Annotated in this window: 21 protein-coding genes and 2 pseudogenes; 10 read left to right on the plus strand and 13 right to left on the minus strand. The window is 68.1% G+C overall.

The features are described from left to right. From ACIQU6_RS20470 to ACIQU6_RS20485, 4 genes are all read right to left on the minus strand, one after another. A partial coding sequence (locus tag ACIQU6_RS20470; protein WP_403483064.1) for an FBP domain-containing protein occupies window positions 1–359 on the minus strand: 359 nt, incomplete at its 3' end. 290 nt (window positions 360–649) lie between these two features. Then, window positions 650–1,384, minus strand: a complete 735-nt coding sequence (locus tag ACIQU6_RS20475; RefSeq protein ID WP_403483065.1) for a YoaK family protein — start codon at window positions 1,382–1,384, stop codon at window positions 650–652. A gap of 905 nt (window positions 1,385–2,289) precedes the next feature. Further along, the gene (locus ACIQU6_RS20480) at window positions 2,290–3,543 is read right to left on the minus strand and encodes an Ig-like domain-containing protein (protein ID WP_403483066.1); all 1,254 of its coding nucleotides are present in this window, start codon (window positions 3,541–3,543) and stop codon (window positions 2,290–2,292) included. Between the two features lie 1,114 nt (window positions 3,544–4,657). After that, a complete protein-coding gene (locus ACIQU6_RS20485) occupies window positions 4,658–5,149 on the minus strand; it encodes an FBP domain-containing protein (RefSeq protein WP_403483067.1) in 492 nt (163 codons plus the stop codon). A gap of 171 nt (window positions 5,150–5,320) precedes the next feature. Between ACIQU6_RS20485 and ACIQU6_RS20490 the strand changes: the two are divergent. The 3 genes and pseudogenes from ACIQU6_RS20490 to ACIQU6_RS20500 all read left to right on the plus strand — a co-directional run. Further along, window positions 5,321–5,431, plus strand: a pseudogene (locus tag ACIQU6_RS20490) (carbamoyltransferase N-terminal domain-containing protein); the annotation flags it as partial. Window positions 5,432–5,474: 43 nt separating this feature from the next. After that, window positions 5,475–5,978, plus strand: a complete 504-nt coding sequence (locus ACIQU6_RS20495; RefSeq protein WP_403483068.1) for a carbamoyltransferase N-terminal domain-containing protein — start codon at window positions 5,475–5,477, stop codon at window positions 5,976–5,978. Further along, window positions 5,923–6,675, plus strand: a complete 753-nt coding sequence (locus tag ACIQU6_RS20500) for a carbamoyltransferase C-terminal domain-containing protein (protein ID WP_403483069.1) — start codon at window positions 5,923–5,925, stop codon at window positions 6,673–6,675. Before ACIQU6_RS20495 ends, ACIQU6_RS20500 begins: the two co-directional genes overlap by 56 nt. 119 nt (window positions 6,676–6,794) lie before the next feature. Here the strand turns inward: ACIQU6_RS20500 and ACIQU6_RS20505 are convergent, their stop codons facing one another. From ACIQU6_RS20505 to ACIQU6_RS20535, 7 genes are all read right to left on the minus strand, one after another. After that, window positions 6,795–8,156, minus strand: a complete 1,362-nt coding sequence (locus tag ACIQU6_RS20505) for an MFS transporter (RefSeq protein WP_403483070.1) — start codon at window positions 8,154–8,156, stop codon at window positions 6,795–6,797. Beyond that, a complete protein-coding gene (locus ACIQU6_RS20510) occupies window positions 8,153–9,220 on the minus strand; it encodes a PLP-dependent cysteine synthase family protein (RefSeq protein ID WP_403483071.1) in 1,068 nt (355 codons plus the stop codon). Before ACIQU6_RS20510 ends, ACIQU6_RS20505 begins: the two co-directional genes overlap by 4 nt. Window positions 9,221–10,223: 1,003 nt before the next feature. After that, a complete protein-coding gene (locus ACIQU6_RS20515) occupies window positions 10,224–10,700 on the minus strand; it encodes a hypothetical protein (protein WP_403483072.1) in 477 nt (158 codons plus the stop codon). A 208-nt stretch (window positions 10,701–10,908) separates the two neighbouring features. Continuing rightward, window positions 10,909–12,255: an NAD(P)/FAD-dependent oxidoreductase gene (locus ACIQU6_RS20520; RefSeq protein ID WP_403483073.1), complete on the minus strand. Its 1,347-nt coding sequence runs from the start codon at window positions 12,253–12,255 to the stop codon at window positions 10,909–10,911. Window positions 12,256–12,474: 219 nt separating this feature from the next. Beyond that, a complete protein-coding gene (locus tag ACIQU6_RS20525) occupies window positions 12,475–12,660 on the minus strand; it encodes an antitoxin (protein WP_403483074.1) in 186 nt (61 codons plus the stop codon). A 260-nt stretch (window positions 12,661–12,920) separates the two neighbouring features. Further along, a complete protein-coding gene (locus ACIQU6_RS20530; protein WP_403483075.1) occupies window positions 12,921–13,088 on the minus strand; it encodes a hypothetical protein in 168 nt (55 codons plus the stop codon). A 235-nt stretch (window positions 13,089–13,323) separates the two neighbouring features. Next, a complete protein-coding gene (locus ACIQU6_RS20535; RefSeq protein ID WP_403483076.1) occupies window positions 13,324–13,488 on the minus strand; it encodes a hypothetical protein in 165 nt (54 codons plus the stop codon). 458 nt (window positions 13,489–13,946) lie between these two features. Here ACIQU6_RS20535 and ACIQU6_RS20540 point away from each other — a divergent pair, with 458 nt between their 5' ends. Then, window positions 13,947–14,405: a hypothetical protein gene (locus tag ACIQU6_RS20540; RefSeq protein WP_403483077.1), complete on the plus strand. Its 459-nt coding sequence runs from the start codon at window positions 13,947–13,949 to the stop codon at window positions 14,403–14,405. Then, complete coding sequence (locus ACIQU6_RS20545) at window positions 14,402–15,091, plus strand: alpha/beta hydrolase (protein ID WP_403483078.1); 690 nt, start codon at window positions 14,402–14,404, stop codon at window positions 15,089–15,091. Before ACIQU6_RS20540 ends, ACIQU6_RS20545 begins: the two co-directional genes overlap by 4 nt. 61 nt (window positions 15,092–15,152) lie before the next feature. Here the strand turns inward: ACIQU6_RS20545 and ACIQU6_RS20550 are convergent, their stop codons facing one another. Both ACIQU6_RS20550 and ACIQU6_RS20555 read right to left on the minus strand, forming a co-directional pair. Then, window positions 15,153–15,701: a GNAT family N-acetyltransferase gene (locus tag ACIQU6_RS20550; RefSeq protein WP_403483079.1), complete on the minus strand. Its 549-nt coding sequence runs from the start codon at window positions 15,699–15,701 to the stop codon at window positions 15,153–15,155. Between the two features lie 286 nt (window positions 15,702–15,987). Then, complete coding sequence (locus ACIQU6_RS20555) at window positions 15,988–16,365, minus strand: ArsR/SmtB family transcription factor (protein WP_403483080.1); 378 nt, start codon at window positions 16,363–16,365, stop codon at window positions 15,988–15,990. Window positions 16,366–16,497: 132 nt separating this feature from the next. Between ACIQU6_RS20555 and ACIQU6_RS20560 the strand changes: the two are divergent. The 5 genes and pseudogenes from ACIQU6_RS20560 to ACIQU6_RS20580 form a co-directional block, all read left to right on the plus strand. Then, a pseudogene (locus tag ACIQU6_RS20560) lies at window positions 16,498–16,968 on the plus strand (MFS transporter); the annotation flags it as partial. Window positions 16,969–17,104: 136 nt separating this feature from the next. After that, window positions 17,105–17,710, plus strand: coding sequence for an MFS transporter (locus tag ACIQU6_RS20565; protein ID WP_403483081.1), 606 nt, complete (start codon window positions 17,105–17,107; stop codon window positions 17,708–17,710). A 316-nt stretch (window positions 17,711–18,026) separates the two neighbouring features. Continuing rightward, a complete protein-coding gene (locus ACIQU6_RS20570) occupies window positions 18,027–18,584 on the plus strand; it encodes a TetR/AcrR family transcriptional regulator (protein WP_403483082.1) in 558 nt (185 codons plus the stop codon). Window positions 18,585–19,251: 667 nt separating this feature from the next. Continuing rightward, window positions 19,252–20,346 (plus strand): agmatine/peptidylarginine deiminase, encoded by a 1,095-nt coding sequence (locus ACIQU6_RS20575; RefSeq protein ID WP_403483083.1) that lies wholly within the window; start codon window positions 19,252–19,254, stop codon window positions 20,344–20,346. 124 nt (window positions 20,347–20,470) lie between these two features. Then, window positions 20,471–21,622, plus strand: coding sequence for an agmatine deiminase family protein (locus ACIQU6_RS20580; RefSeq protein WP_403483084.1), 1,152 nt, complete (start codon window positions 20,471–20,473; stop codon window positions 21,620–21,622). Window positions 21,623–21,722 lie beyond the last annotated feature (100 nt).

Below are 21,722 nucleotides of genomic sequence, written 5' to 3' on the forward strand. Positions count from 1 at the left end.
GCCAGGTCGCTGCATATGTACGCGCCCACCGAGTCGCCCTGTTTCCCGGCCTTCCCCGTCTTCGGGGCGACCATCAGGGAGACGCCTCCGGTGTGCGCCGTCAGGCAGATCGAGCACATGGTGCGCTTCGCCTGCCACGACGTCGCGTGCGACAGGCGCATCGTGACGCCGCGGAGCCCGTCCTCCGTCTCGGCCACCAGGTAGGTGCGGTCGGGGGCCTGCGGGTCGCGCCAGCCGAGGAAGTCCAGGTCGTCCCAGGGGTATTCGGCCAGGCCGCGTGGGACGTTGAGGCGCTTCGCCTCGCCCTTGGAGCAGTTCACGAACGCCCCGCGGATCTCTTGCTCAGTCAGCTCCTTCATAAAGTTGATAGTAAGTGACCTAAAGGCTTTAGGCAAATGCTTAATGGTCGTCGCCGGGTGGCTGCCGGGCGGAAGGCGGGTTCAGCGTGGTGCGCGCAGGGCTGACTGCGGAGCTCGCCGACGAGGGCCGGTCGGGCCCTCCCGGGCGCGGGCGCAGTGGATAGCGACCTCGGCGATGCGATCGTCGACAGGCGCTGCTCTCCGGCCGAGGCTCAGGCGCCCACCAGTCTGGTCGAGTTGACCCCAGGGTCGCGGCGGGGGCCATGCTTGAAGGGAGCGCGATAACGCGGCTATGTGACCGGCTGGCAAGGCGCGAGCGCGAGGGTTTTCTCCTGCCTCCGCTGATGCAGGACCGTTGCCGCAGTGATCAGGGCAACGGTCAACGCTACAGTCAACAGGGCGATACTCGTCCCCAGGCATGTGAGAGTGATAGCCCCCAGTGCCGCGCCGGCTGTGGTGGCACCGATAACACCGAGGCGTCGAAGAGTGTGAGTTGGTGTTCCTGTGCACACGTCATGCAGGGCGGCAATCAAAGCGCCGGTGAGAGCGAAGGTCGCTTCGAGCCCCGGCACCGCCAGGCGGCGTATGGCCACGCAACGCATGCCCATGGCTAATGCGAGTACGCCAATTATGGCGCTACGGGCCGCGGGAACGTCCGGCGAAACGGCCCAAGATATGAGCGCAGCGGTCAACAGCAGCATGATCTCCTGGCGAAGGACTTTCACGAACCACTGCCGTTGATGAACTGCTTGCTGTCTACGGATGGTCCAAGCGGTTGACGCCACCCCGACCATGAACCCGAGGATGGCCAGGAGCGGTGCGGGCCCGGTGAACTGAAGAGTGCCTCCGAGCGCGAGTCCGAAAACTACGACGTTACCTGTCATCATGCCGACGAATACCTGCCCCAGCTCCAAGAAGCTGATGGCGTCCAACATGCCACTAGTCATCGTCAGGAGAACGATGACGGTGGGTAAAGGGTCGCGAGCTGCATTACGGCGCTTGAGGATGTGCATGAGAAGCTGCACCTAACTCCTTCACAACATGACCTGACTGACGGTCTCGTGACTGCCGAGGTCGCTGGATGCCGTTGTCGATGATCGGCCGAAGGAAAACACTGGATCGAAGCCAAATGGCAATGCCCGTGCAAGTCGTGCTGCGCAGGGGCAGGTTCTGAAGAGTGCAAGAACTTTGCGTGTCGATCCTGTCGGCTATTTGCGCAACTTGGCGTTCGGTCAGCTCGCATCACCATCTCGCCGCCGAGCGGCTGCTGGGTTTCATTCTCCCTTGCGCCCCTCATTGCCGGAACAAAACGAATAAAAGACCCCGCGAGATGATCTTCCGATCGTGCGTGTCCGCACGCAACCAACAACCGTCATATTCGGCCGACATGCGCCGTACTTTGGGGTGTAACGAAGTAACCGGTCGCGGCGTGATCGCATCGCTACCCTTGAAGCACACTGCGGCGGAGTGGTTGCCGCAGCAGGCGATAACCGCGCGTCCAACCGGGTCAACTCCATTAAGCGGCAGGCCCGGTACGTAGTCACCCCCGACCTCGAGCGCGCTTCGCAAGGACAGCAACAGCGGCAGCTCATACCCGCCACCTAGCCCTGCCCCATGTCCGTCATGCCGCTCGTATATGTGGCCGACAGTCGACTGGTGGTTATCCGAAGCGCTGAAAGCACGCTCTCAGACCCACCGGGCGTCGGGCCCTCGCAGCGCACGCCGACGAGCCCGTCGAGATCCCGGCATCCTGGTGGTCGGGGACGGCACCGTGCCTTGGTCGGGCTGAGGAGAGGGGAATCCATTGCTGTTGACACAGTGCATTCGCCCCTCCCGCCCCCTGTTTCCTCGCGTTGTGTGGGCTGGCGGGGCGCGGTGTCTACAGGTCCCGTGGTCCGCGCGCCGCCAGCCGTGGCGTGGCGGGTCGAAGTCAGCTCAGGGCGCTGCCTTTGACCCAGTCGTTCCAGTGCATGTTCCAGGCATTGAGGCCGTTATCGGGGCGGATGGTCTCGTCGGGGGAGTCCTTGACGATCACGATGTCCCCGATGAGGGAGTTCGCGTAGAACCATGCGCCGGTTGTTTGGGGGTTGTTCGCGCCTTGCGTGTCGGCTAGGCCGATGCAGCCGTGGCTGGTGTTGCTTGTGCCGAAGACGCCTTTGCTCCAGTAGTTGCCGTGGATGAAGGTGCCGGAAGTGGACAGCCGCATGGCGTGGGGGACGTCGGGGATGTCGTATTCACCTCCGAAGCCGACGGTGGATCCGTCCATGCGGGTTTCCTTGTGCTTCTCGGATATCACCATCTGGCCGTTGTAGGTGGGGGTCTTCGTGCTCCCGGCCGAGATGGGGATGACCTTGATGGTCTTTCCGCCGCGTACCACGGTCATGGTGTGTCTGCCGACGTCGACGGTGCTGATCTGGGAGCGGCCGATGGTGAAGGACACGGTCTTGTCCTGGATGCCTTTGATGCCGGGGGCTGCTTCTATGCCGGCCAGACGGAGGCGCAGTGTGACGGTGGAGCCTGCCTCCCAGTACTCCTTGGGGCGGAAGTCGATCCGGGTGTCGCTGAACCAGTGGCCGACGACGTGCTGGCCGCTGCTGCTCGTCACTTTCAGCGCGGACTCCACGGCCCTCTTGTCCTTGACGGGTTTGTCGAAGGTGAGGGACACCGGCATGCCGACACCGACCGTCGAGGCGTCTTCAGGGGTGAAGGTGCCGATGAAACTGTTGGCGGCGGAGACAGTGGTGAACGCGGCCCGCTGCGTTAGGGCCCGCTCCTGTAGGTCTTTGGCCTTCGCTGTCACTTTGTAGGCGGTACCGCGTTCAAGCGGGGAGTCCGGCTTCCAGGTCTTCTTGTCTGCCGACAGGGAGCCCCTGACAGGAGTGGGATTGTCGACTGCGACGAGGGTGACGTCGGTGAGTTCGCCTTTGATGCAGGTCACTGAAGCGTCTGTGACACCTGCGTCGGTAGTGCCGTTCGCGGGCGTGATCTTGATGATCGCCGTCTGGGTAGACGCGGTGACTTGGGTGTCGTCCACCTTGTTCCGCGATGCCCAGGCCGCGATGCCCACTGTGCCGCCGACCGCGGCTACTGCGCCGACCAGGAATCGGCGTCGCGGGGAGGCGCTCGATGGCCGCTTCTCGATGTTCTGTTCTGGCGTGGGGGTGCCGTCTGGTCCGAGTCCCATGGAACGTCCTAGTCCCCGCCATGCCTGCCTGCTGCGGGCCATGGCGGATGCGAAGGGTGAGCGTCGTCGCGAACCAGCCGGCTCCGGGAAAGGGGAGACAGTGGTTCGCCAAGGCCAGGAAGTTGCGTTGCGGCCTACAGCCGCTGGACCCGCAATCGGTGAAGGTCGACCGAACTGACCTCCGGCCGTGACGGCCCGCACAGATCTGCCGGACCGACCGCGTCCCGGCCGGACGACATCTGCGCACTCGACGCCGGCAGCGGAGGAACAGGACTGTGCGACAGGACGGACAGCGGCCCGGACCCGCAGTGCTCGCAGGCCGCGCCGTTGCCCGACGAATCGTCCCAGGGTGTGTGCGCAGGCGTCATCTCCGCAGACAAGATGTGGGAGGAGTGCGTCGTCCGGTCAACTGCGCGAGTGAAGTCCCCGCCCGACGGCAACACCACAGCGGAAAGCACAAGCACGCACAGAGCTGCCACGACAGACGAAGCCCATCGGGAAACGAAGACGCACCGGCAGCGCTCACGCGTCTGAGATCGGATGCGACTCGCCATACCGCACATTCTACCTATTCACCTTAAACATCAACTTCTAGGGCGGCGCTGGGACTTCAGTGGCACTCCTCCGCAACCATGACCCCAACCGCAGCCTTCGCGTCTTTCAGAGACGTGGCCAGGCGGGCGGGGCCAGTCCGACTTCGGCGACGTGAACCTCCAGGCAGCCCCACGGTCCGGCTCCCTGAAGCATTTGTCGGCGTCGGGAAACCAGGGTTCGGCCGGCGCCGAGAGAGCTCATACCGGATGTGCCGCCCTCGCCGACCGTGGTGGACGAGGCGCGGCCCCGCGCGGTCGCTACGGGGGATGTGCGCGAGGCCGATGACGAACGCCGGGGCCCGCCAGCAACATCTGGCCTCTCCGCGGTGGTCGTCCACATACACACTGCCTTGCCTCGCCACTGCTGGACAGAGGCGAAAGTCCCTACCGAGCACAGCAGATGACGCGGCACCCGTTGGAACACCGGCCATAAACGACGACCACTGGCGGACGGCCGTCTTGTCGGCGTCCCGAGTTCCTGCGGTGGGGGGTCGATCATTTCGGTAGGAGGGTAGGGGCCCTCATGCCTGGACCTTGGTGAGGAACGCGGTCACGTTTCCCACGGTCCGCTCGATCTTCTCCTCCACTGTGAGCGTCTCGCGTAGCCGGGCACTGGCGTCGGTGTCCTTCTTTCCGCGTGCGTAGAGGGAGCAGGCCAGGTCGCTGCATATGTACGCGCCCACCGAGTCGCCCTGTTTCCCGGCCTTCCCCGTCTTCGGGGCGACCATCAGGGAGACGCCTCCGGTGTGTGTCGTCAGGCAGATCGAGCACATGGTGCGCTTCGTCTGCCACGACGTCGCGTGCGACAGGCGCATCGTGAGGTCGCGCAGTCCGTCCTCCGTCTCGGCGACCAGGTAGGTGCGGTCGGGGGCCTGCGGGTCGCGCCAGCCGAGGAAGTCCAGGTCGTCCCAGGGGTATTCGGCCAGGCCGCGTGGGACGTTGAGGCGCTTCGCCTCGCCCTTGGAGCAGTTCACGAACGCCCCGCGGATCTCTTGCTCAGTCAGCTCCTTCATATGGCTGCGGAGTCGCCGACGAGGGCCGATCGGGCCCTCCCGGGAACGGGTACAGCGGATGGCGACCTCCGGCTCAAGGTTGCGTCTGCGATGTCTGCGCCTGGGTAGCGGGCGCCGGTGTCGGGTATGTGGCAGGAGTTGCGCTGAGCGGCGGAAGGGCATGGTGCAGCGATGTTGATCTGCGGTATCAAGGTCACACACGACGGAGGTGTGGCCGTCATCGACGGCAACCGGCTCCTGTTCAGCGTCGAAGTGGAGAAGCTGGGCAACGGGCACCGCTACAGCTACCTGGGCGATCTGGCCCGGGTGGGGGGAGATCCTGGCGGTGGAGGGTCTGGACATCCGCGACATCGACCGGTTCGTCGTGGACGGATGGTTGGAGGACGGCGACGCCGAACACACCGTCCTCCAGGCCCGCCGCGACGGTCATCCGGCGACGCTCACCGTCGCGCCCTACCAGGATCTCCCAGGCACCCGGGACCCACTACGGCGCTACACCTTCGCCGACCACGAGTTCACTCCCCACTCGCCCGGATACGCGAGCTATCACCACGTCAGCAACCATCTCTTCGGCGCCTATTGCACCAGCCCGTTCGCGGCACGTGGCGAGGACGCGCTCGCCCTTGTCTGGGACGGGGTCACGGTCCCGCGCCTGTACCACGTCGACGCGGCCGGGCGGAGAGCGACGCTGGAGGCAGAACTGATGCCCTTCACCGGCAACAGCTTCGCCGACGATCGGGGGTGGATGCGCGCTGAACATCAAGTGGAACAGCATGCTGCGGGCCAGCGGCCTCTTCGAGGACGTCTGGATCGCGCCGTTCCCGAATGATGCGGGTGCGGCGATCGGCACGGCCGCCTGCGAGATGATCCGGGCGAGCGGTCAGATGGCGTTGGAGTGGGACGTCTACAGCGGACCGAGGGTCACGACAGGAAAGCTCCCGGACGGATGGCAGGAACAGCCCTGTGAAGAAGGGCAGTTGGCGGAGCTGTTGCACCTCGAAGGGGAACCGGTCGTCGTTCTGTCCGGCCGGGCCGAGCTCGGTCCGCGTGCCCTGGGCAACCGCAGCATCCTGGCCCCGGCCACCGACCCGGCCATGAAGGGCCGGCTCAACCTCCTCAAGGGCAGGGCCGCATACCGTCCGGTGGCGCCGATCTGCCTCGCCTCGCACGCCCGGGAGGTCTTCGCCCCAGGCACCCGCGACCCGTACATGCTCTTCGAGCACCGCCTGCGACCCGGCTGGGCCGAGCGCGTCCCCGCCATCGTCCACCTGGACGGCACCGCGCGACCCCAGACCATCGACCCGGCCCAGGACACCGCCACGGCCCGCATTTTGACCGCCTATCAGCAGCTCAGCGGGATTCCGGTGCTGTGCAACACCAGCGCCAACCACAACGGCAGGGGGTTCTTCCCGGATGTGGCCTCCGCCGCCGACTGGGGCGGCACCCGCTACATCTGGTCCGAGGGGAAGCTGTACACGCGCGCGTCGGTGGGGGACGTCCCGCCCCTTGGAACGACGTCGGACTGATACGTCCCCTGGTGCCCCTCGTGCCACTTTGACGAGGGGGCTGTTGTCGCTGTAGCTGTCGTCCCGGGAGTGGCACCGGCGAGGCTGCCGATGCCACTCCCCTTCCTAACTGACCGCCATCAGGCGGTCGTTGGCTCCGTGGCGTGCGGCTTGGTGTGCGTTCGGGGTGGTGGGGAGGTGAGACGGCCGGTGCGGTGGAGTGCGTACAGGGCGGCGGCGCAGGCCAGGCCCAAGGCGAGGAGGGCGGCCCAAGGGAGGGCGGGGACGCCGGCGTTGCGGGCGGCGTCGAGCGCGGCGCCGGTGAGGAGGTTGCCGAGGGTGATGCCGATGCCGCAGATGGTGTTGTAGAGGCCGTAGTGGGTGGCGACGAGGCGGTTGCCGGAGAGGCGGACGATGGTGTCCATCTCGAAGGGGAACGCGATCATCGTGCCGAGCGCGAGCAACAGGGCGGAGAGCGACGGCGGTACCGCTGCGAGTAGCCACAGCCCCGGTCCGCCGCGCGGTACGGGTACGGCGGTGGCCAGGAGCAGCGGCAGGAAGGCCGTGCCCAGGGCGATCAGCCCCCAGGCGAGTGCCGCGCCGGGTGCCATGCGGGTCTTGCACCAGGCGGTGACCTTGGTCTGGAAGGCGATGGTGCTCAGGCCGGAGACGGCGAAGAGGGCGGCCACGGCGGCGGTGCCGAAGGTCCCGTCACCGCCCAGGCGTCGTACCTCCAGGGGGAGGGCCAGGTAGATCTGGAAGGAGAGGACGTAGGAGCCGACCATGGTGGTGGAGAAGAGGAGAAAGGGGCGGTTGGCGAGGATGCTGCGCCAATGGGCCCGCGGGTTCTGCGGGTTGCCTGTTTGTTGGTTGCCTGGCTGTGGGGCGTCCGTGGCCTGTTCTTCCGTCTGCTGCGGGGTGGGTGTGTGCCTGCGGGCCGGTAGGGCGCGGATCTGGACGATGCTCAGCAGGGCGAAGATCCCGGCGGCCACCAGGCAGGTGACGCGGAAGTCGACGCCGGTGAGGACCATGCCGGCCAGCGGGCCGAGCAGGATGCCCGCCTGGTAGAAGACGTTGAAGAGGGCGAACGCCTCTACTCGACGCTCGCCGGCGTCGGTGGCGAGGTAGGCGCGTACGGCGGGGTTGAACAGGGCGCCGGCCAGGCCGGTCGCGGCGGAGGCGGCCAGCAGGGCGGGGAGCGAGTCGACCAGCCCGAGGGTGGCGAAGCCGACGGTGCGCAGGACGCAGCCGGTGACGATGAGTGGCTTGTAGCCGAAGCGGTCGGCGAGGGCGCCGCCGACCAGGAACATGCCTTGCTGGCTGAAGTTGCGCACGCCCAGCACCAGTCCGACGAGCCAGCCGGCCAGTCCGAGAGTGCCGGACAGGTGCGTGGCCAGGTAGGGCATGAGCATGTAGAAGCCGAGGTTGATGGTGAACTGATTGACCATCAGGAGCTGGACGCTGGTGGAGTAGGAGCGTGCTTGCGCCAGGGTGCTCTTCACCGGTCGTCCTCCGTCCTGGCTCCCGCGTCGGCGTCGGGCAGGGTGAGGGGATCGACGACGGTGGTGCAGCGCGTCCAGCGGGTGATCTCCTTCTCGTCCAGTCGCCCGACGACGTCCGGTTCCGGTGCGGGTGGTGCGTCGAGGAGGCCGTGCGCCGCGCAGTAGTCGTCGTCGTAGACCGTGCCGAGGTAGCGCTGCGGGCCGTCGGGGAAGATCGCCGCGATGCGGGTCTCGACGGGCAGGGTGCGGGCCAACCAGCCGGCGACGAGGGCGACCGCGCCGACACTCCAACCACCCGTGGCGTAGTGCGAGGCGGCCAACTGCCGGCAGGTCCACACCGCTTCGGCGGGGGCGACCCAGTGCACCTCGGCGAAGTGGTCGTAGGCGACGTTGCGCGGATAGATGCTCGATCCGAGCCCGCGCATCAGCCGGGGTCGGGCGGGCTGCCCGAAGATGGTCGAGCCGGTGGTGTCCACGCCGACGAGTTGGAGTCCGGGGAAGAGTTGGCGCAGGACGCGGGAGACGCCGGCGGAGTGGCCTCCGGTGCCGACGCTGCACACCAGGATGTCGATATGGCCGAGCTGGTGGGCGAGTTCGAGGGCGAGTGGGGTGTAGGCGCTGGTGTTGTCGGGGTTGTTGTACTGGTCCGGGCACCAGGAGCCGGGGTGCCGTTCGAGGAGCCTGGTCACCCGGTCGCGGCGTGCCTGTTGCCAGCCGCCGGTCGGGTGTGGCTCGGAGACGATGGTGACCTGGGCGCCGTAGGCGGACAGTAGTTGGGCCATGGAACGCTCCAGGCCCGGGTCGGTGACGAGGGTGACGGGGTGGCCGTGGACCATGCCGGCCAGGGCCAGGCCGAGGCCGAGGGTGCCGCTGGTGGACTCGATGATCCGCCCGCCGGGCTTGAGGTCACCACGCGCGCGGGCGCGCTCGACCATGTGGAGTCCCGGCCGGTCCTTGATGCCGCCTGGGTTGAAGCCCTCCAACTTGGCCCAGAAGCCGTGGCCGGCAGGGGCCAGCGGTTCGGAGACGCGGAGGACGGGGGTGTTCCCCACGAGGGCGGACATGCCTTGGGGACGAGGGGGCGGTGTGGGGCTCGGGATGGGGGGAGTCGTGGACTGCATGGGGTGATCACCTTCGCTGGGTGAGAGTCGCGGGAAGGGCGTGCTTGACTCGCGCTGCGTGGGCGGTTGTTGAGGTTCGCGTGTGGGCAGCGCGGTGAGGTGGCAGGCCACGGCCGGTCGCGTCTTGCGGATCGATCGCGGCAACGGCAACGGCAACGGCAGCAGCAGCGGCTGGCTGGGGCCTGCCTGATGGGCATGTCCGTTGGGGCATGGCCCATCCGGCAGGCTCTAGATCAGCCAGCGGCAGACGGCGGTGAGCAGATGTCTGCCTGATGGCTGCGCGCGTGGCCTGCGGCGAGGTATGTGTTCCTCCGCTGCCGACGGGTTGGTGCGTGCTGAGGCAGAGGCAGGGAGCAGGGGTGGCGGTGGCGGCTCAGGGGACGGGCGTCGGGGCTTGCCCGCTCGGGTAGTTGCCGCCTTGGGGGCGTCGCAGTGGTGACTCGACGGGAAATCGGGTGCGACGTACGCGACGTGGGTGGCACTGACTGCGTGGGGTTGCCGGTGCGCGGCGGGCGTAGGGCTCGGCGACTGGGCCGACGGTGAGAGGAGCGGACAGAGGAAGGCGCCGAGGAGGGCGAGGAGGAACAGGACAGTGGGCAGGCGCCGCTGGGGCAGGCGCATGTCGGCCGCCCCTGTCCTGGCCGGTCGTCGGCAGCCAGTAGATGTGGGGGTCCGTGGTCGGCGGGCCGGGGCCGACCGCCGTTCGTGCGGATACCGCATGGTTCCTCCGAGCGGTCACCGGGGCGTGTTTGAGGCCGGCCGGGCCGCAGGCAGGTTCAAGGAGGGCGACGAACAGGCACCGGTGAGCGGACGCACCAAACACGGTGGATGCGTGGGGGATTCAGCCAGCGGTGCCGGGAGGCAGGCGCGTTGACCCGGTTTCCGGTCGGCCGGGGGAGAGGCCGACGGCCAGGGGAACGGCCAGCGCAGGGAAGTCGCCCGCGGTCTAGATCCGCAGGACCGTGGAACCGCCCATGGGCGGCGAAGAGTTGGGAGCGACGCCAGACGTCGCTGCTGCGGCACCGGTCGGGATCAAGGACGCGTGGACCGTCGGTGCCGCGCCCGCGGAGCAGGCGGACGGCAGCGGGAGATCCACGCCGTGCTCCGGATTCCCGGCCAGGCAGTCGTGCGCCGCGTGACCCGCCTCGTGCCCGTCGTGGCCGTCACCGCGGCACGAACCCCCGCCCGCGGTGGCGTCGTCCAAGCCGTACTGCACCGACGCCTCGTGGCTGACCGGGCTCACCGGCGCCTGGGCCGTTGAGACGGCCAACAGCGGGGAGACGTGGCCTTCGGCGGACTCGGCGCTGATGCCATGCGAATACAACAGTCCGACCAGAAGTGCCGCCAGCCACAGCAGACGCCGCAGCCCCACTCGGCGGGAGCGGGGGTACGGCGCACGCGTGGCGGGTCGGGCCGTGACCATGTCGTGATCGTAGCGGCACTCCCGTAGGTGCCACGTCAGGACCGGCGCTTCCCGGACACCGGAACCGTGTTCCGTACCGTTGAGTTGACGCCTTGTGGTCGAACCGACGCGTCCGGTTCCGGCGTGTCGTGTCCGGCCTGACGGTTGGCTGACCCTGTCGGCACCCATCAAGCAATGCGCGACGTCCCGCGCGTGCGGTTGGTGAGTTTCAGGCCGCCGTCGTGTGCGTGCCGCCGCCTGCGGGAGGGCCGACGAGGACGCGGGACAACAGCCGTGGGTCGGCCAGCGTCAGGGGCCCGGCGGTCATATGGAAGAGGCTGGAGAAGGCCGTGAACAGCTTCGGGTCGTGGGGGACGGTGTCGATCAGGCGATTCATGAACCAGTTGCCGGCCTTGACCGGCCAGGCAAGCCGCGACTTCTCCCAGGCACGGTCGGGGATGGTCGCCATCAGCCAGGGCGAGACGGTCAGGCGTGCCAGTCGCTTCTGGAAGGCGTGTCCGTCGAGGGGGGTACGGGCGCGCTGGCCGCGGAGCGTCTGCTCCAGGAGGCGGGCTTCGAGGCCGGCGACGGTCATGCCCTGCCCGTAGGCGGGGTTGAAGGTGCACACCGCGTCCCCCACGGCGATCAGCCCTTCGGGCCAGCGGGGAAGGCGGTGGTAGGCGATCTTGCGGTTGCGCGTACGTGCGTAGCGACGCACTCCGGAGGTGGGGGTGAGGGAGGTGATGGTGTCGGCGATGGGGCCGGGCAGGGCCTTGGCGTAGGCGAGGAACTCGTCCTCGGTGTGCGGCAGTTGGCTACCGCCAGCTCCGTGCAGGGTGACGTGGAGCACGTTGTTCTCGATCTGGATCGCGTAGCAGCCCTTGTGGAAGTCGGGGGCCCGCAGGGGCTGCAGCAGACCCATCCACGGGGGTGGGGCCTGGCCTTCCGGGTAGGTGTAGATGCGTGAGGCGTACCCGATCTGGGCGTCCACGGTGGTCGTGCGGGGGTTGGGCAGACCGAGCGCGGCCAGCCATTGCGGTAGGTGGGAGGAGCGTCCCGAGGCGTCCACGACGAGATCCGCGGCGATCTCGTCCTCGCTGTCGCCGTGCTTGACACGTACTCCGGTGACCTTGCCGGGGCCGGTCGTGCGCAGGCCGGTGACGGTCGGCCCGTCGCGCAAGGTGACGGGTTCCAACGCCGTCACCCGTCCGCGGACAACGTGCTCCAGGAGGGGGCGGGAGAAGGTCTGGATCGGCATGCCCATCGGCGTAGGTGGCGGGGTGCCGTGGGGTAGCACGGCGCAGAGGCCCTCGCCCCAGTCCCACACCGGCGCACCGGCGTGTTCCAACTCGGCGCGCAGTCCTGGGAAGTACCCCTCGAACACCTTGGCGCCCAGGGCGAGAAGGGCGTGGACGTGGTGCCCCTGCGGCACCCCGGACCTCGGCCCGGACACACTCGGAAGCGTGTCGCGTTCGATGATGGTGACGGCCTCGAAACTGTCGGCCAGGACCCGTGCGGCTGCGAGCCCCGCCAGGCCCGCCCCGATCACCACGGCGTGCCGAACGTCGGTACCCATTGGCGTAGTGCTCCCTCTTCCTGCTGCGGCCCGAACCCCCGCTGTTCCAGGGCTTGCCCGCTCGGCTTCCAGATATTCCGAAGGGTGTGATCCTGCGAACACGCTCCGTGGCGTGGTGATCTCACTCCTCAACACCCTTACGCAGTGGCCCTGTTGGGCTTGTATCGAGCCGTGCTCGACGTCCCGTGCGTGAGGCCGTTGAGCACACTGCCGGGACGCTCAGCTCTGCGGCTCCTCATGGGTTTCGCCGGTGACCCCGAGTTTGTCCTCCACCGCCTCCTGTGCCGAGTCGACCTGGTCGGCGAACTTGCCACCAGTCTTCTCGTTGATCTCTTCCTCAACGGAGTCGGAAACGTCCTTGGCCTGGTCCTGGGCCTGGCCCTTGAGCCTGTCGAAGATTCCCATGGCGTTTCCTCTCCGGCGTCAGTGGTGGGGCGCGCGAGGGAACGGCCCTGGTTGCAGCATGCGCAGCGCGTAGTGGTCGCCATGCGTGCCGGGCGAAGACTGACCCGAATGGGTGACGGCTGCGTTCCGCGCCGCTGCGGGAGTGGAGCACGTGTCGGCCCCTCGTATGGGGAGGGGTCGACACGGGACGGACTATGCAGCCGCTGCGCCGGGTTGGTCAGCGGCTAAGGAGCGCAACGGAGTCCGGCGGGAGCTGAGCCTCAGTACGATTCAAACTGCTGCTTGAAGCTCTGCGGCTCATCCTGCTTGGCGTCTTTCGACGCCGTGTCGCTCTGCTTGGCGGCCGTGTCCGGGTTCTGCCTGGTGGCGTCCGCGGCCTTCTCCGGCTGCTTGCGGCCCTTCTCGGGCTTCTTCTGGTTCTTGGCCATGACAGCTCCCGTGTGTGATGGGAGTTCTTCACTTCCAACCCCCGCACGGTTGGCCGCCGCGTGCGCGCACAGTACCGCCATACGGGTGACGGGGCTCCGGTCCGCCCGGTGACCAGGAAGGGAAGCGACGCGTCCCAGCACGGCAGTGATCAAGGCTCGGGGTGCGGTGTGTGCCGCCGGTCCTGGACTTCGACCGCCCGCCGCGGGGTGAGGCGCATCGTGGCGGCTGCACACCTCAACGCCTCAAGAACCTCAAATAGAACGCCATGAACACGAGGACGATCCCGATGTTCGCCATGAGCCGCCCCCAGAAGTGGTGTCTGAAGAACAGGACGTCCACGCCAACCACGACGGCAACCAAGGCGAGCACGTACAGCACGACGACCACCTGTCTACTCATTTCTCCTTTGTACTACGTGCGGTCGCGGTACGACCGAGCCGGAACTGCACGCCCTCTGAACGCAGGCGGGGCGGTGCGCCCCCGGGTCTCGCGGTGGTAGCCGCGCGCATCGAACCGCGGCGCGAAGCCCTGGCTGCGCCGTACGGTCACGTCCCGGTCGAGCGTGGTCCGCTCGGCGGGGCCCAGCCCAGTGGCCATCCCCCTCCCTTCCCAAGGGCTGCACCGTGATTTCACCGTGGGCAGCGGCTCTCCGGTCCGGGGGTGGCGTGCTGTTGCGGGGACGCGCGCAAGGAATTGTGAACATTCCTCGCCCCCGAAGTCGGCTGCACTACCGTCGAGTTGATGAGTCGCCGTGCGGGCGCGGGAGTCCACCCGGACCTTTCGCTGGCGCCCAGGCAGCACGGCGCAGTAGTGCTGGTGCCACTGCACCTTGCCGAAAACGTCACAGGGGGATCGGTATGAACAGCCAGCCCAGGGCGGTGTTACGTAGCCGGGCCGTTCAACTCCTCGCCACGGTCGCCCTGTTCGCCGCGGTGCTCGGCCCGTCCGTCCCCGTCGCACGTGCCGCGCCCGCCGCGGGTGCGGTACCGATCGCACGTGTCGCGCCCGTCGCACGTGCGGCAACCGTCCCGCCCCACTTCGCGGACGGGTTCGGGCTCACCGTGGTCAGTCAGCCGAAGTGGGTGGGCAAGCGGACGTTCGTCCTCACGGTCAAGTCCACCGAAGTCCCGGTCTACGACGCCATGCAGGGCCAGGTCTCGGCCCAGCACGTCCTCATGGTCACCGTGCCGACCGGGTACAACGCGGCTGCGGCCGCCCGTTACCCGGTGCTGTACATGCTGCACGGCGCTCCGGAGCGCCCGAACGACCTCCGGTACCTGAACCTGCCCGAACGGGCCACCCAGGACGCCCGTTGATCACTATCATGCCGAACGGCGGCGGTCGCGGCTGGTATACCAACTGGGTGAACCCCGGCTCACGGGGCCGGCAGAACTGGGAGAGCTTCCATCTCGACCAGGTGATCCCCTTCATCGACGCCAACCTGAGGACCATCCCGTCCAGGGCGGGCCGGGCGATCGTCGGTCACTCGATGGGTGGCTTCGGCGCCCTCCGCTATGCCGAGGACCGGCCGGACCTGTTCAGCTACGCGGGCAGCTTCTCCGGCGACCTCGACCTCGATGATCCGGTGATGCGGGCTGCCGTGGTCGGCAGCGGTCTGCTCCCGTCGTTCGGTACGCCTCTTGAGAAGCCTGGCGCGATCTTCGGGCCGCCGGTGTGGCCCTTGGACGCCGGCTGGAAGAAGGCGAGCCCCGCCCAGCACGTCGGAGCGCTGCGTGGCATGGGCGTGGCGATGTACACCGGCAACGGCGGGAACCTGACGGTCGATCCGGTCCTGGCCCTGGCCGAGAAGGAGGTCGAGCGGACGACCCTGAGGGCCGCTGGCAACCTGCGTGCGGCGGGCATCCCGTACCACTTGGTTGACTACGGGAACGGCAGCGCGTGGGCTGCGGGCTGCACCGGCAAGCACAGTCAGAACGCGTGCCTGCAAGCCGACATGAACGACTATGTGTCGCTGGTCATGAAGCGCTTGCAACACCCGTGATCTTGGGCGGACTTGTGCGGCGGTGGGCGCCACCCATCGTGCTGTCCTGCCGGGCACGAGGTCATGCGGGCGGTGTGATCGGGGGCCGCACGCCCATCCACTGTTCGGCGCCCCATGCCTCGAACCGCTCTACCTCCGTGAACCCCAGCTTCGCAGCGAGGCGCATCGAGCGGTCGTTGGCGGTCTGGGTGTAGAGGACCACCGGCTCGCCGGGGAGCTCCTCGGTGAACCAGTCGAGCGCCGCCGCGCACGCCTCGGTGGCGTACCCACGTCCCCATGCCTCCGGCAGGAGCAGGTAGCCGAGCTCGGCCTCCCCGACATCCGGACGGACGTGACTGCGATGTTCCGCGTCACGCCGGTTGAGCTCGATGGTGCCGATCATCGCTCCGTCGCGCTCGATCACGAAGAGGCCGGGGCGTCGCTCCGGCGTCTGTGGCAGCTTGCGCTCGCACTCGTCACGCGGTCGAGGGCCGCCCAGGTAGGTGTTCACCTCCGGCGAGGTGAACAGCTCGATGAACGTCGCACGGTCCCGGGCCTTGGATTCGCGGAGCACGAGCCGCTCGGTCCGTATCGGAGGGGGCGGCCAGGCGATGTCTCCTAGATCAGTCACAGCGGGCAAGCTATCGCACGCCTGCCGGGCAGGTGCCTCGGACGACCGACAGTAGAACAACGGTCCGCGCCGGCTGCGGCGCCTCCCGCAGCGAGTTGGTTCATCAGGGTGTGGAAGTGCGCTTCCAGTCAGCCGTATTCGGCGCCGCGGCGAGCAACTGTTGTGATGACTACCGGAGTTGTACCTCTTCATCCGCCGGCTGAAGCCGCTACGGGAGCGCCTTGTGCCGCGAGCGGTGAGGTTTTGCAGAGGTGCCGTGGCCGATGGCCGGCGCGCCGTTGGGGGTTTACGGGCGGGCGGGTGGGGTGGTCTGGGTCCCGTCGTGTGGCAGTGCTGCCAGTACGGAGCCCAGCAGTCCGGGGAAGCGGGCGTCGAGGTCGTCGCGGCGCAGTGTGGTGAAGCGGGAGCGTCCCTGTGCCCAGGTCTGCGTGACGCCGGCTTCGCGCAGGACGCGGTAGTGGTGGGAGAGGGTGGATTTGTGGAGGTTGAGGCCGTCGCCGATCACGGTGCAGTTCTCTCCCTCAAGCGCGGCGATTCGCAGCACGATCTCCAGCCGCTGCGGGTCGGCCAGCGCCTGCAGCACCCCGACGATCGTGATCTCGTCCGTGCGCGGGCCCGGGAGCTCGCGCGCTGGTTTGCCTGCGTCTGCTGCCTGCGCCTTCATAAGCAGCCAGTTTACGAGGTGGTGGAGACGGCGGGGAGGGGGGCGGTGGCGACTCCGGGTAATTGTTGGATGAGCATCAAACTATTTGCTACCTTGATGGCCGTTTCAACAGCCCTACGAAAGTGGTGAGTTGTGTTCAAACGGCTGGTTCCGTTGGCGCTGGCGACGTTCGCCGTCGGCACCGACGGATTCGTCATCGCAGGCTTGCTGCCGGACATCTCCAAGGACTTGGGGGTGAGCACCGCGGCCGCCGGGCAACTGGTGACCGCCTTCGCCCTGACCTTCGCGGTGTGTGCCCCGGTGCTGGGTGCGGCCACCAGCGGGCTGAACCGGCGGACCGCCCTGGTGCTGGCCCTGAGCATCTTCGTCGTGGGCAACGCGGCCACGGCACTGAGCACCAGCTACGAGGTGGTGCTGCTCTCCCGCGTCGTCACCGCCGCTGGTGCGGGCATCATCACCTCGGCCGCCTCCAGCACCGCCGCGGCCGTCGCACCCGCCGAACGCCGCGGTGCCGCCCTGGCGTTCGTCATGGGCGGACTGAGCACGGCCACCGCCCTGGGCCTGCCACTGGGCACCCTGATCGGCGGTGCCGACTGGCACCTGACCCTGTGGGCCGTCGCGGCCCTCGGCCTCCTCGCCGCTCTGGGCATCGGCTTCGGGCTTCCCAGGGTCTCCCTGCCGGCCGCCACGCTGGCGCAACGGCTCGCCCCCCCTCAAGCGCCCCTGGATTCTGGGGATTTTGGGCACCACGATGCTGGCACAGTGCAGCGCCTACTTCCTCTATACCTACATCGGCCCGTTCCTGCACGGAGTCACCGGCGGCTCCGTCGTCAAGCTCACCCTTCTGCTCTTCGGCTGGGGCCTGGGCGTCCTGGCCGGCACCTTTGTCGCCGGGCGACTCACCGACCGTTTCGCGCCCCACAAGGTGCTGATCACCGTGCTCGCGGTCTCCTTGGTGTTGCTGCTACTGGGTACCTGGGCGACGGTGAGCCTGGAAACCACCGTGGTGTGGGCCCTGGCCTGGGGCTTCTGCGTCGGCGTGCCCATCATTCCGCAGCAGCACCGCCTGGTGTCCTTCTCGCCGGCGGCCTCGCCCGTTCTCCTCGGCCTCAACTCGGCCTCGGTGTACATCGGCATCGCGCTCGGCGGGGCACTGGGCGGGCTCACCCTGACCTGGCTGTCGCCGGACAAGCTCACCGTGCCCGCGGCAGGCATCGTCGCATTGGCCATCCTGTTGGCCCTGACCACCACGCGTACTCCCCAGGCAGCCGCCCCCGCGGAACCGGCGGCCGGTCAGCGCGCGGGCACACCGGAGCCGAAGGAGACTTCCACGCCCGCGACATGACGCCTCGTCGCTGACGACCGATGGTGCGCGCCTGAGATCACGGCTTGACGCCTTACGCGTGACCAAGGTCAAGGCCGGGGGAGTGGAAGTGCGCAGTGCGGTCGTCTTCGGTGGATGTGAGGAGCGGGCGAGGGTGGCGGGGCCGGACCGTTTTGAGGGCGCGGAGCCGCTTTTGTTCCCGGTCCTGTCCGCCTCTCCCGGCTGGTTTGTGCCAGTTCTTTGGATGCTAACTGAAGATTCAGTCAATATGATGCTGAGGAGAGAGTAAGAAGGGCGGCTAAGGTGAGCGACCGTGGGTGACCGTAAAACAACAATCATGGAAGCGGCCGCGCGGGTCATCGCCCGGCGCGGGGTCCGCGGGCTGCGGGTCGAGGAGCTGGCCGCCGAGGCCGGCGTGTCCACCGCGCTGATCTACTACCACTTCAAGGACCGGGCCGGCATCCTCCGCCGGACCTTGGAGTTCATCAACGACCGCGCCGGGAGTTACACCACCGATCGTGACCCGGACGCCGCCCCCCTCACCGCCAGGCAGGAGTTGGAGCAGACCCTGCTGCTGGAACTCCAGGACGACGAGGCCGTCCGGGAGAACAGCACGGCGTGGGGGGAGTTGCGCGCCAGCGCCATCTTCGAGCCCCATCTGCGAGAGGACCTGGCCAAGGCCACGCTGATCTGGGTCCAGGAGATCGCCGCGCTGCTGGGCGGGATACGTCCCATGGCCACAGCCTCCGGCCTGACCGTCGCAGCAGAGCGGCTGACAGGTCTGGTGGAAGGGCTCAGCATGCGCTGGCTCAGCGGCATCCTGCCTCTGGAGCACGCCCGTGAGCTCGTACTGGACGCCGTCGACGCGGAGTTGGAGCGGTTGGGGTGCCAGTAGGAATGGGCATTCCCAACGCCCTGTGCGCCAGCCCCCGTTGAAGAGCCACTGCCGCTCCCGGGATCGCGCGGGCCTGGCTGCCCGCGCCCTTGGGTAGGTCAACGGCCGGGTGGGAAGTCGCGTAGGCATGCATCGAGGGCGGGCGGGGCGACGGGGATATCGCCGTATCCGTCGGCTCGGGATATCCCCGTATCCGTCGGCTCGCGGGCCGCCGCGGTCCGGCTGGCCTGCCTGGTGGAAGGCTGAGCGAGCGCTGGTTTGTCGGCCTGATCGCCAACGCCGAAGCCGGCACGCATGTGGCTACCGCGCTGGAGCGCGAGCTCGTCTGGAACCCGCAGCGCTGACCTCAGGTCGGAGCTATGGGGAGACGTGTCCGACAGAGGTTGACTGAAAATTCAGTCAGTGTCAGAGTTGGGGGGTGGGGTGCGGTGATGCCGGGCCGGGCCCCGCCCGATGCACCCAGGCACCCAGGCACCCAGGCCCAGTGCTACGCCCCGTCGCGACCGCGTTGCGGAGCGTAGGCGTCGTGAGGGTCGCGCCCGATCCCCCGTACACGTCGTCGGCACGCACGTCTTCGGACGGCAGCGGCCGGACCGCTTCCCTCCTCTGGTCCGACCAGCCCCGACGGTCAACGGCCGCCCGGCCTCATGAATGCGATGTGGAGCCCATGAACGACCTCCCCGTAGGGAAGTGGCTGCGCGATGCCCTCCTCGGTCCACGTCCGTCGGAAGAGGGCCTGCCCGACAGCGCGGGAGGTTTCGGCTGGCGCGTGCCGGCCGACGACGTTCCGCACACCAGGACCTGGATGTCGTGGCCGTCACGAAGGTCCATCTGGGGCCGCCACCTCGCCGGGGTCCAACAGGACATCGCCCTGATCGCCCGCACCGTCGCGGCATTCGAGCCGGTGATCATGTGCGCGCCGGACGACACCACCGCCGAGGCCGCGCAGGCCGCTTGCGGCCCCGGTGTCACCGTCATCGACTCGATTCCCACCGACGACCTCTGGATGCGTGACACCTGTGCCGTCTTCCGGCGCGACGGTCACGGGAACCTCGACGCCGTCGGCCTCAACTTCAACGGCTGGGGACGCAAACAAGCGCATGACGACGACACCGAAGTGGCCTGGTCCGTCGCCGAATTGAACAAAATCGCGTTCACCGAGGCGGATTTCGTCGGGGAAGGCGGCGCCGTCGAGACCGATGGCGACGGCACGGTACTGGCCACCGAAAGCAGCCTGGTGAACAAGAACCGCAACCGCGGGATGAGCCGGGACGATATCGAAGAGGCTGTGCTGGCGGCATACGGTGCCGAGAAGATGATCTGGGTTCCCGGTGTGCGGGGTCGGGACATCACCGACAACCACATCGACGTCACCTCCCGCTTCGTCGGCCCCGGTGTCGTCATGGTGCAGGTGCCGCCGGGCGACCGGCGCGACGTCTGGGCCAGGGACGCCCGTGAGCAGTTCGCCGTCCTGTCCGCCGCGACCGACGCGAAGGGGCGGCGCCTCCAGGTGATCCGCGTGGACGGGCCGGACACCGTACGCTCGCGCAGCTCGACGTTCGTGGACTCGTACCTCAACTTCCATCTCGTCAACGGCGCAGTGATCACCGCGCAGTTCGGTGACGCGAGGACCGACGCCGCGGCCCGCCGGACCCTGGCCGAGGCGTTCCCCGGACGCGAGGTCGTCCAGTTGGACGTCGACCGCCTCATGGGTGGCGGCGGGGGAATTCACTGCTCGACCATGCACCAACCCATTCCGTAGCCGGGCGCCCGTCCGCACCTGCCGGAAATCGCAACGACCGTCGCATACCCTTCATCCTCAGGAACCCTGATTCAGGATCAGTTCTGCCTGAATGCGGGCTCGTTAGCTGTATTCGGAGTTCTCTGTGCCCCAGACCTCGCTGTCCCGCCGGAACGTCCTGCGCTCTTTCGCGGGCATCGGCGCCCTCGCCCTCGGAACGGCCGCCTGCGGTCCGCGCGACACCCCGAAGCCGGCCGGCTCCTCCTCCGCCTCGCCGAAGACCGAGGGCCGACGCTTTGGTGCCGAGTGGGACAGTCACACCCGTACCTTCATGTCCTGGCCGGCCCTGGAGTCGGTCTGGGGCGATCAACTCCCGTCCGTCCGGGCGGACATCGCACGCGTGGCCCGCGCGATCGGCGAGTACGAAGCCGTGGTGCTGATGGCTCGCCCCGAGCAGCAGGCCGCGGCCCAACAGGCATGCGGCTCCCAGGTCGAGGTGATCCCCCTCAAGGTCGACGACCTGTGGGCGCGGGACACCGTGTCCGTGTTCGTCGAGGACTCCGGCGGCATCCTGGGCGTTGACCTGAACTTCAGCGGCTGGGGCAACAAGCAGGAGCACCACAACGACGCCCAGGTCGGCCGCACCCTCCTCGCGAAGTACGACATCCCGCGCACCAAGGCCCCGTTGGTCGCCGAAGGCGGCTCCTTCGAGACGGACGGAGCGGGCACCCTGCTGGTCACCGAGAGTTCGGTGGTCAACAAGAACCGCAACCCGGGAAAGAGCCGCGATCAGATCGAGGCCGAAATCAAGAGCAGTCTCGGCATCGAGAAGGTGATCTGGCTGGCCGGGGTGCGCGGCAAGGACATCACCGACGCGCATGTCGACAGCATCGCCCGGTTCACCGCGCCGGGCGTCGTCCTCGTCGACCGCGCCTTCCCCGACAGCCCCCCGGACGTCTGGTCTCGCGCGGCCGACCAGGCCAGGTCGGTACTCAAGGACGCAACGGACGCCCGCGGCAAGCCCCTTGAGGTCGTCGACCTGCCCCAGCCGGACCTCGACAAGATCACCGGCCGGGGCGACGCCTTCGTCTCCACCTACGCGAACTTCTACGTCGCCAACGGCGCGGTGTTCATCCCCCGCTTCGGCGACGCCGCGGCCGACGACCGCGCGAAGGGGATCCTGCAGGACCAGTTCCCCAAGCGTGACATCGTGCAGGTGAAGATCGACACCATCGCCTCGGGCGGTGGCGGCATCCACTGCTCGACCCACGACCAGCCCGGCAAGCCCGCCAAGTAGCGGGCGCAGGGGCGCATTGGCCTGCGGGGCGGCGTTGGGATGGTGGCGTCGGTCGTGGCGGAGGCGCCCCGCGTGGTGGGGGAGTGGGGCCTCGCAGGGC

This window comes from Streptomyces sp. NPDC090442 (assembly GCF_044769405.1).
In the GTDB taxonomy this organism is placed as follows: Bacteria; Actinomycetota; Actinomycetes; order Streptomycetales; family Streptomycetaceae; genus Streptomyces.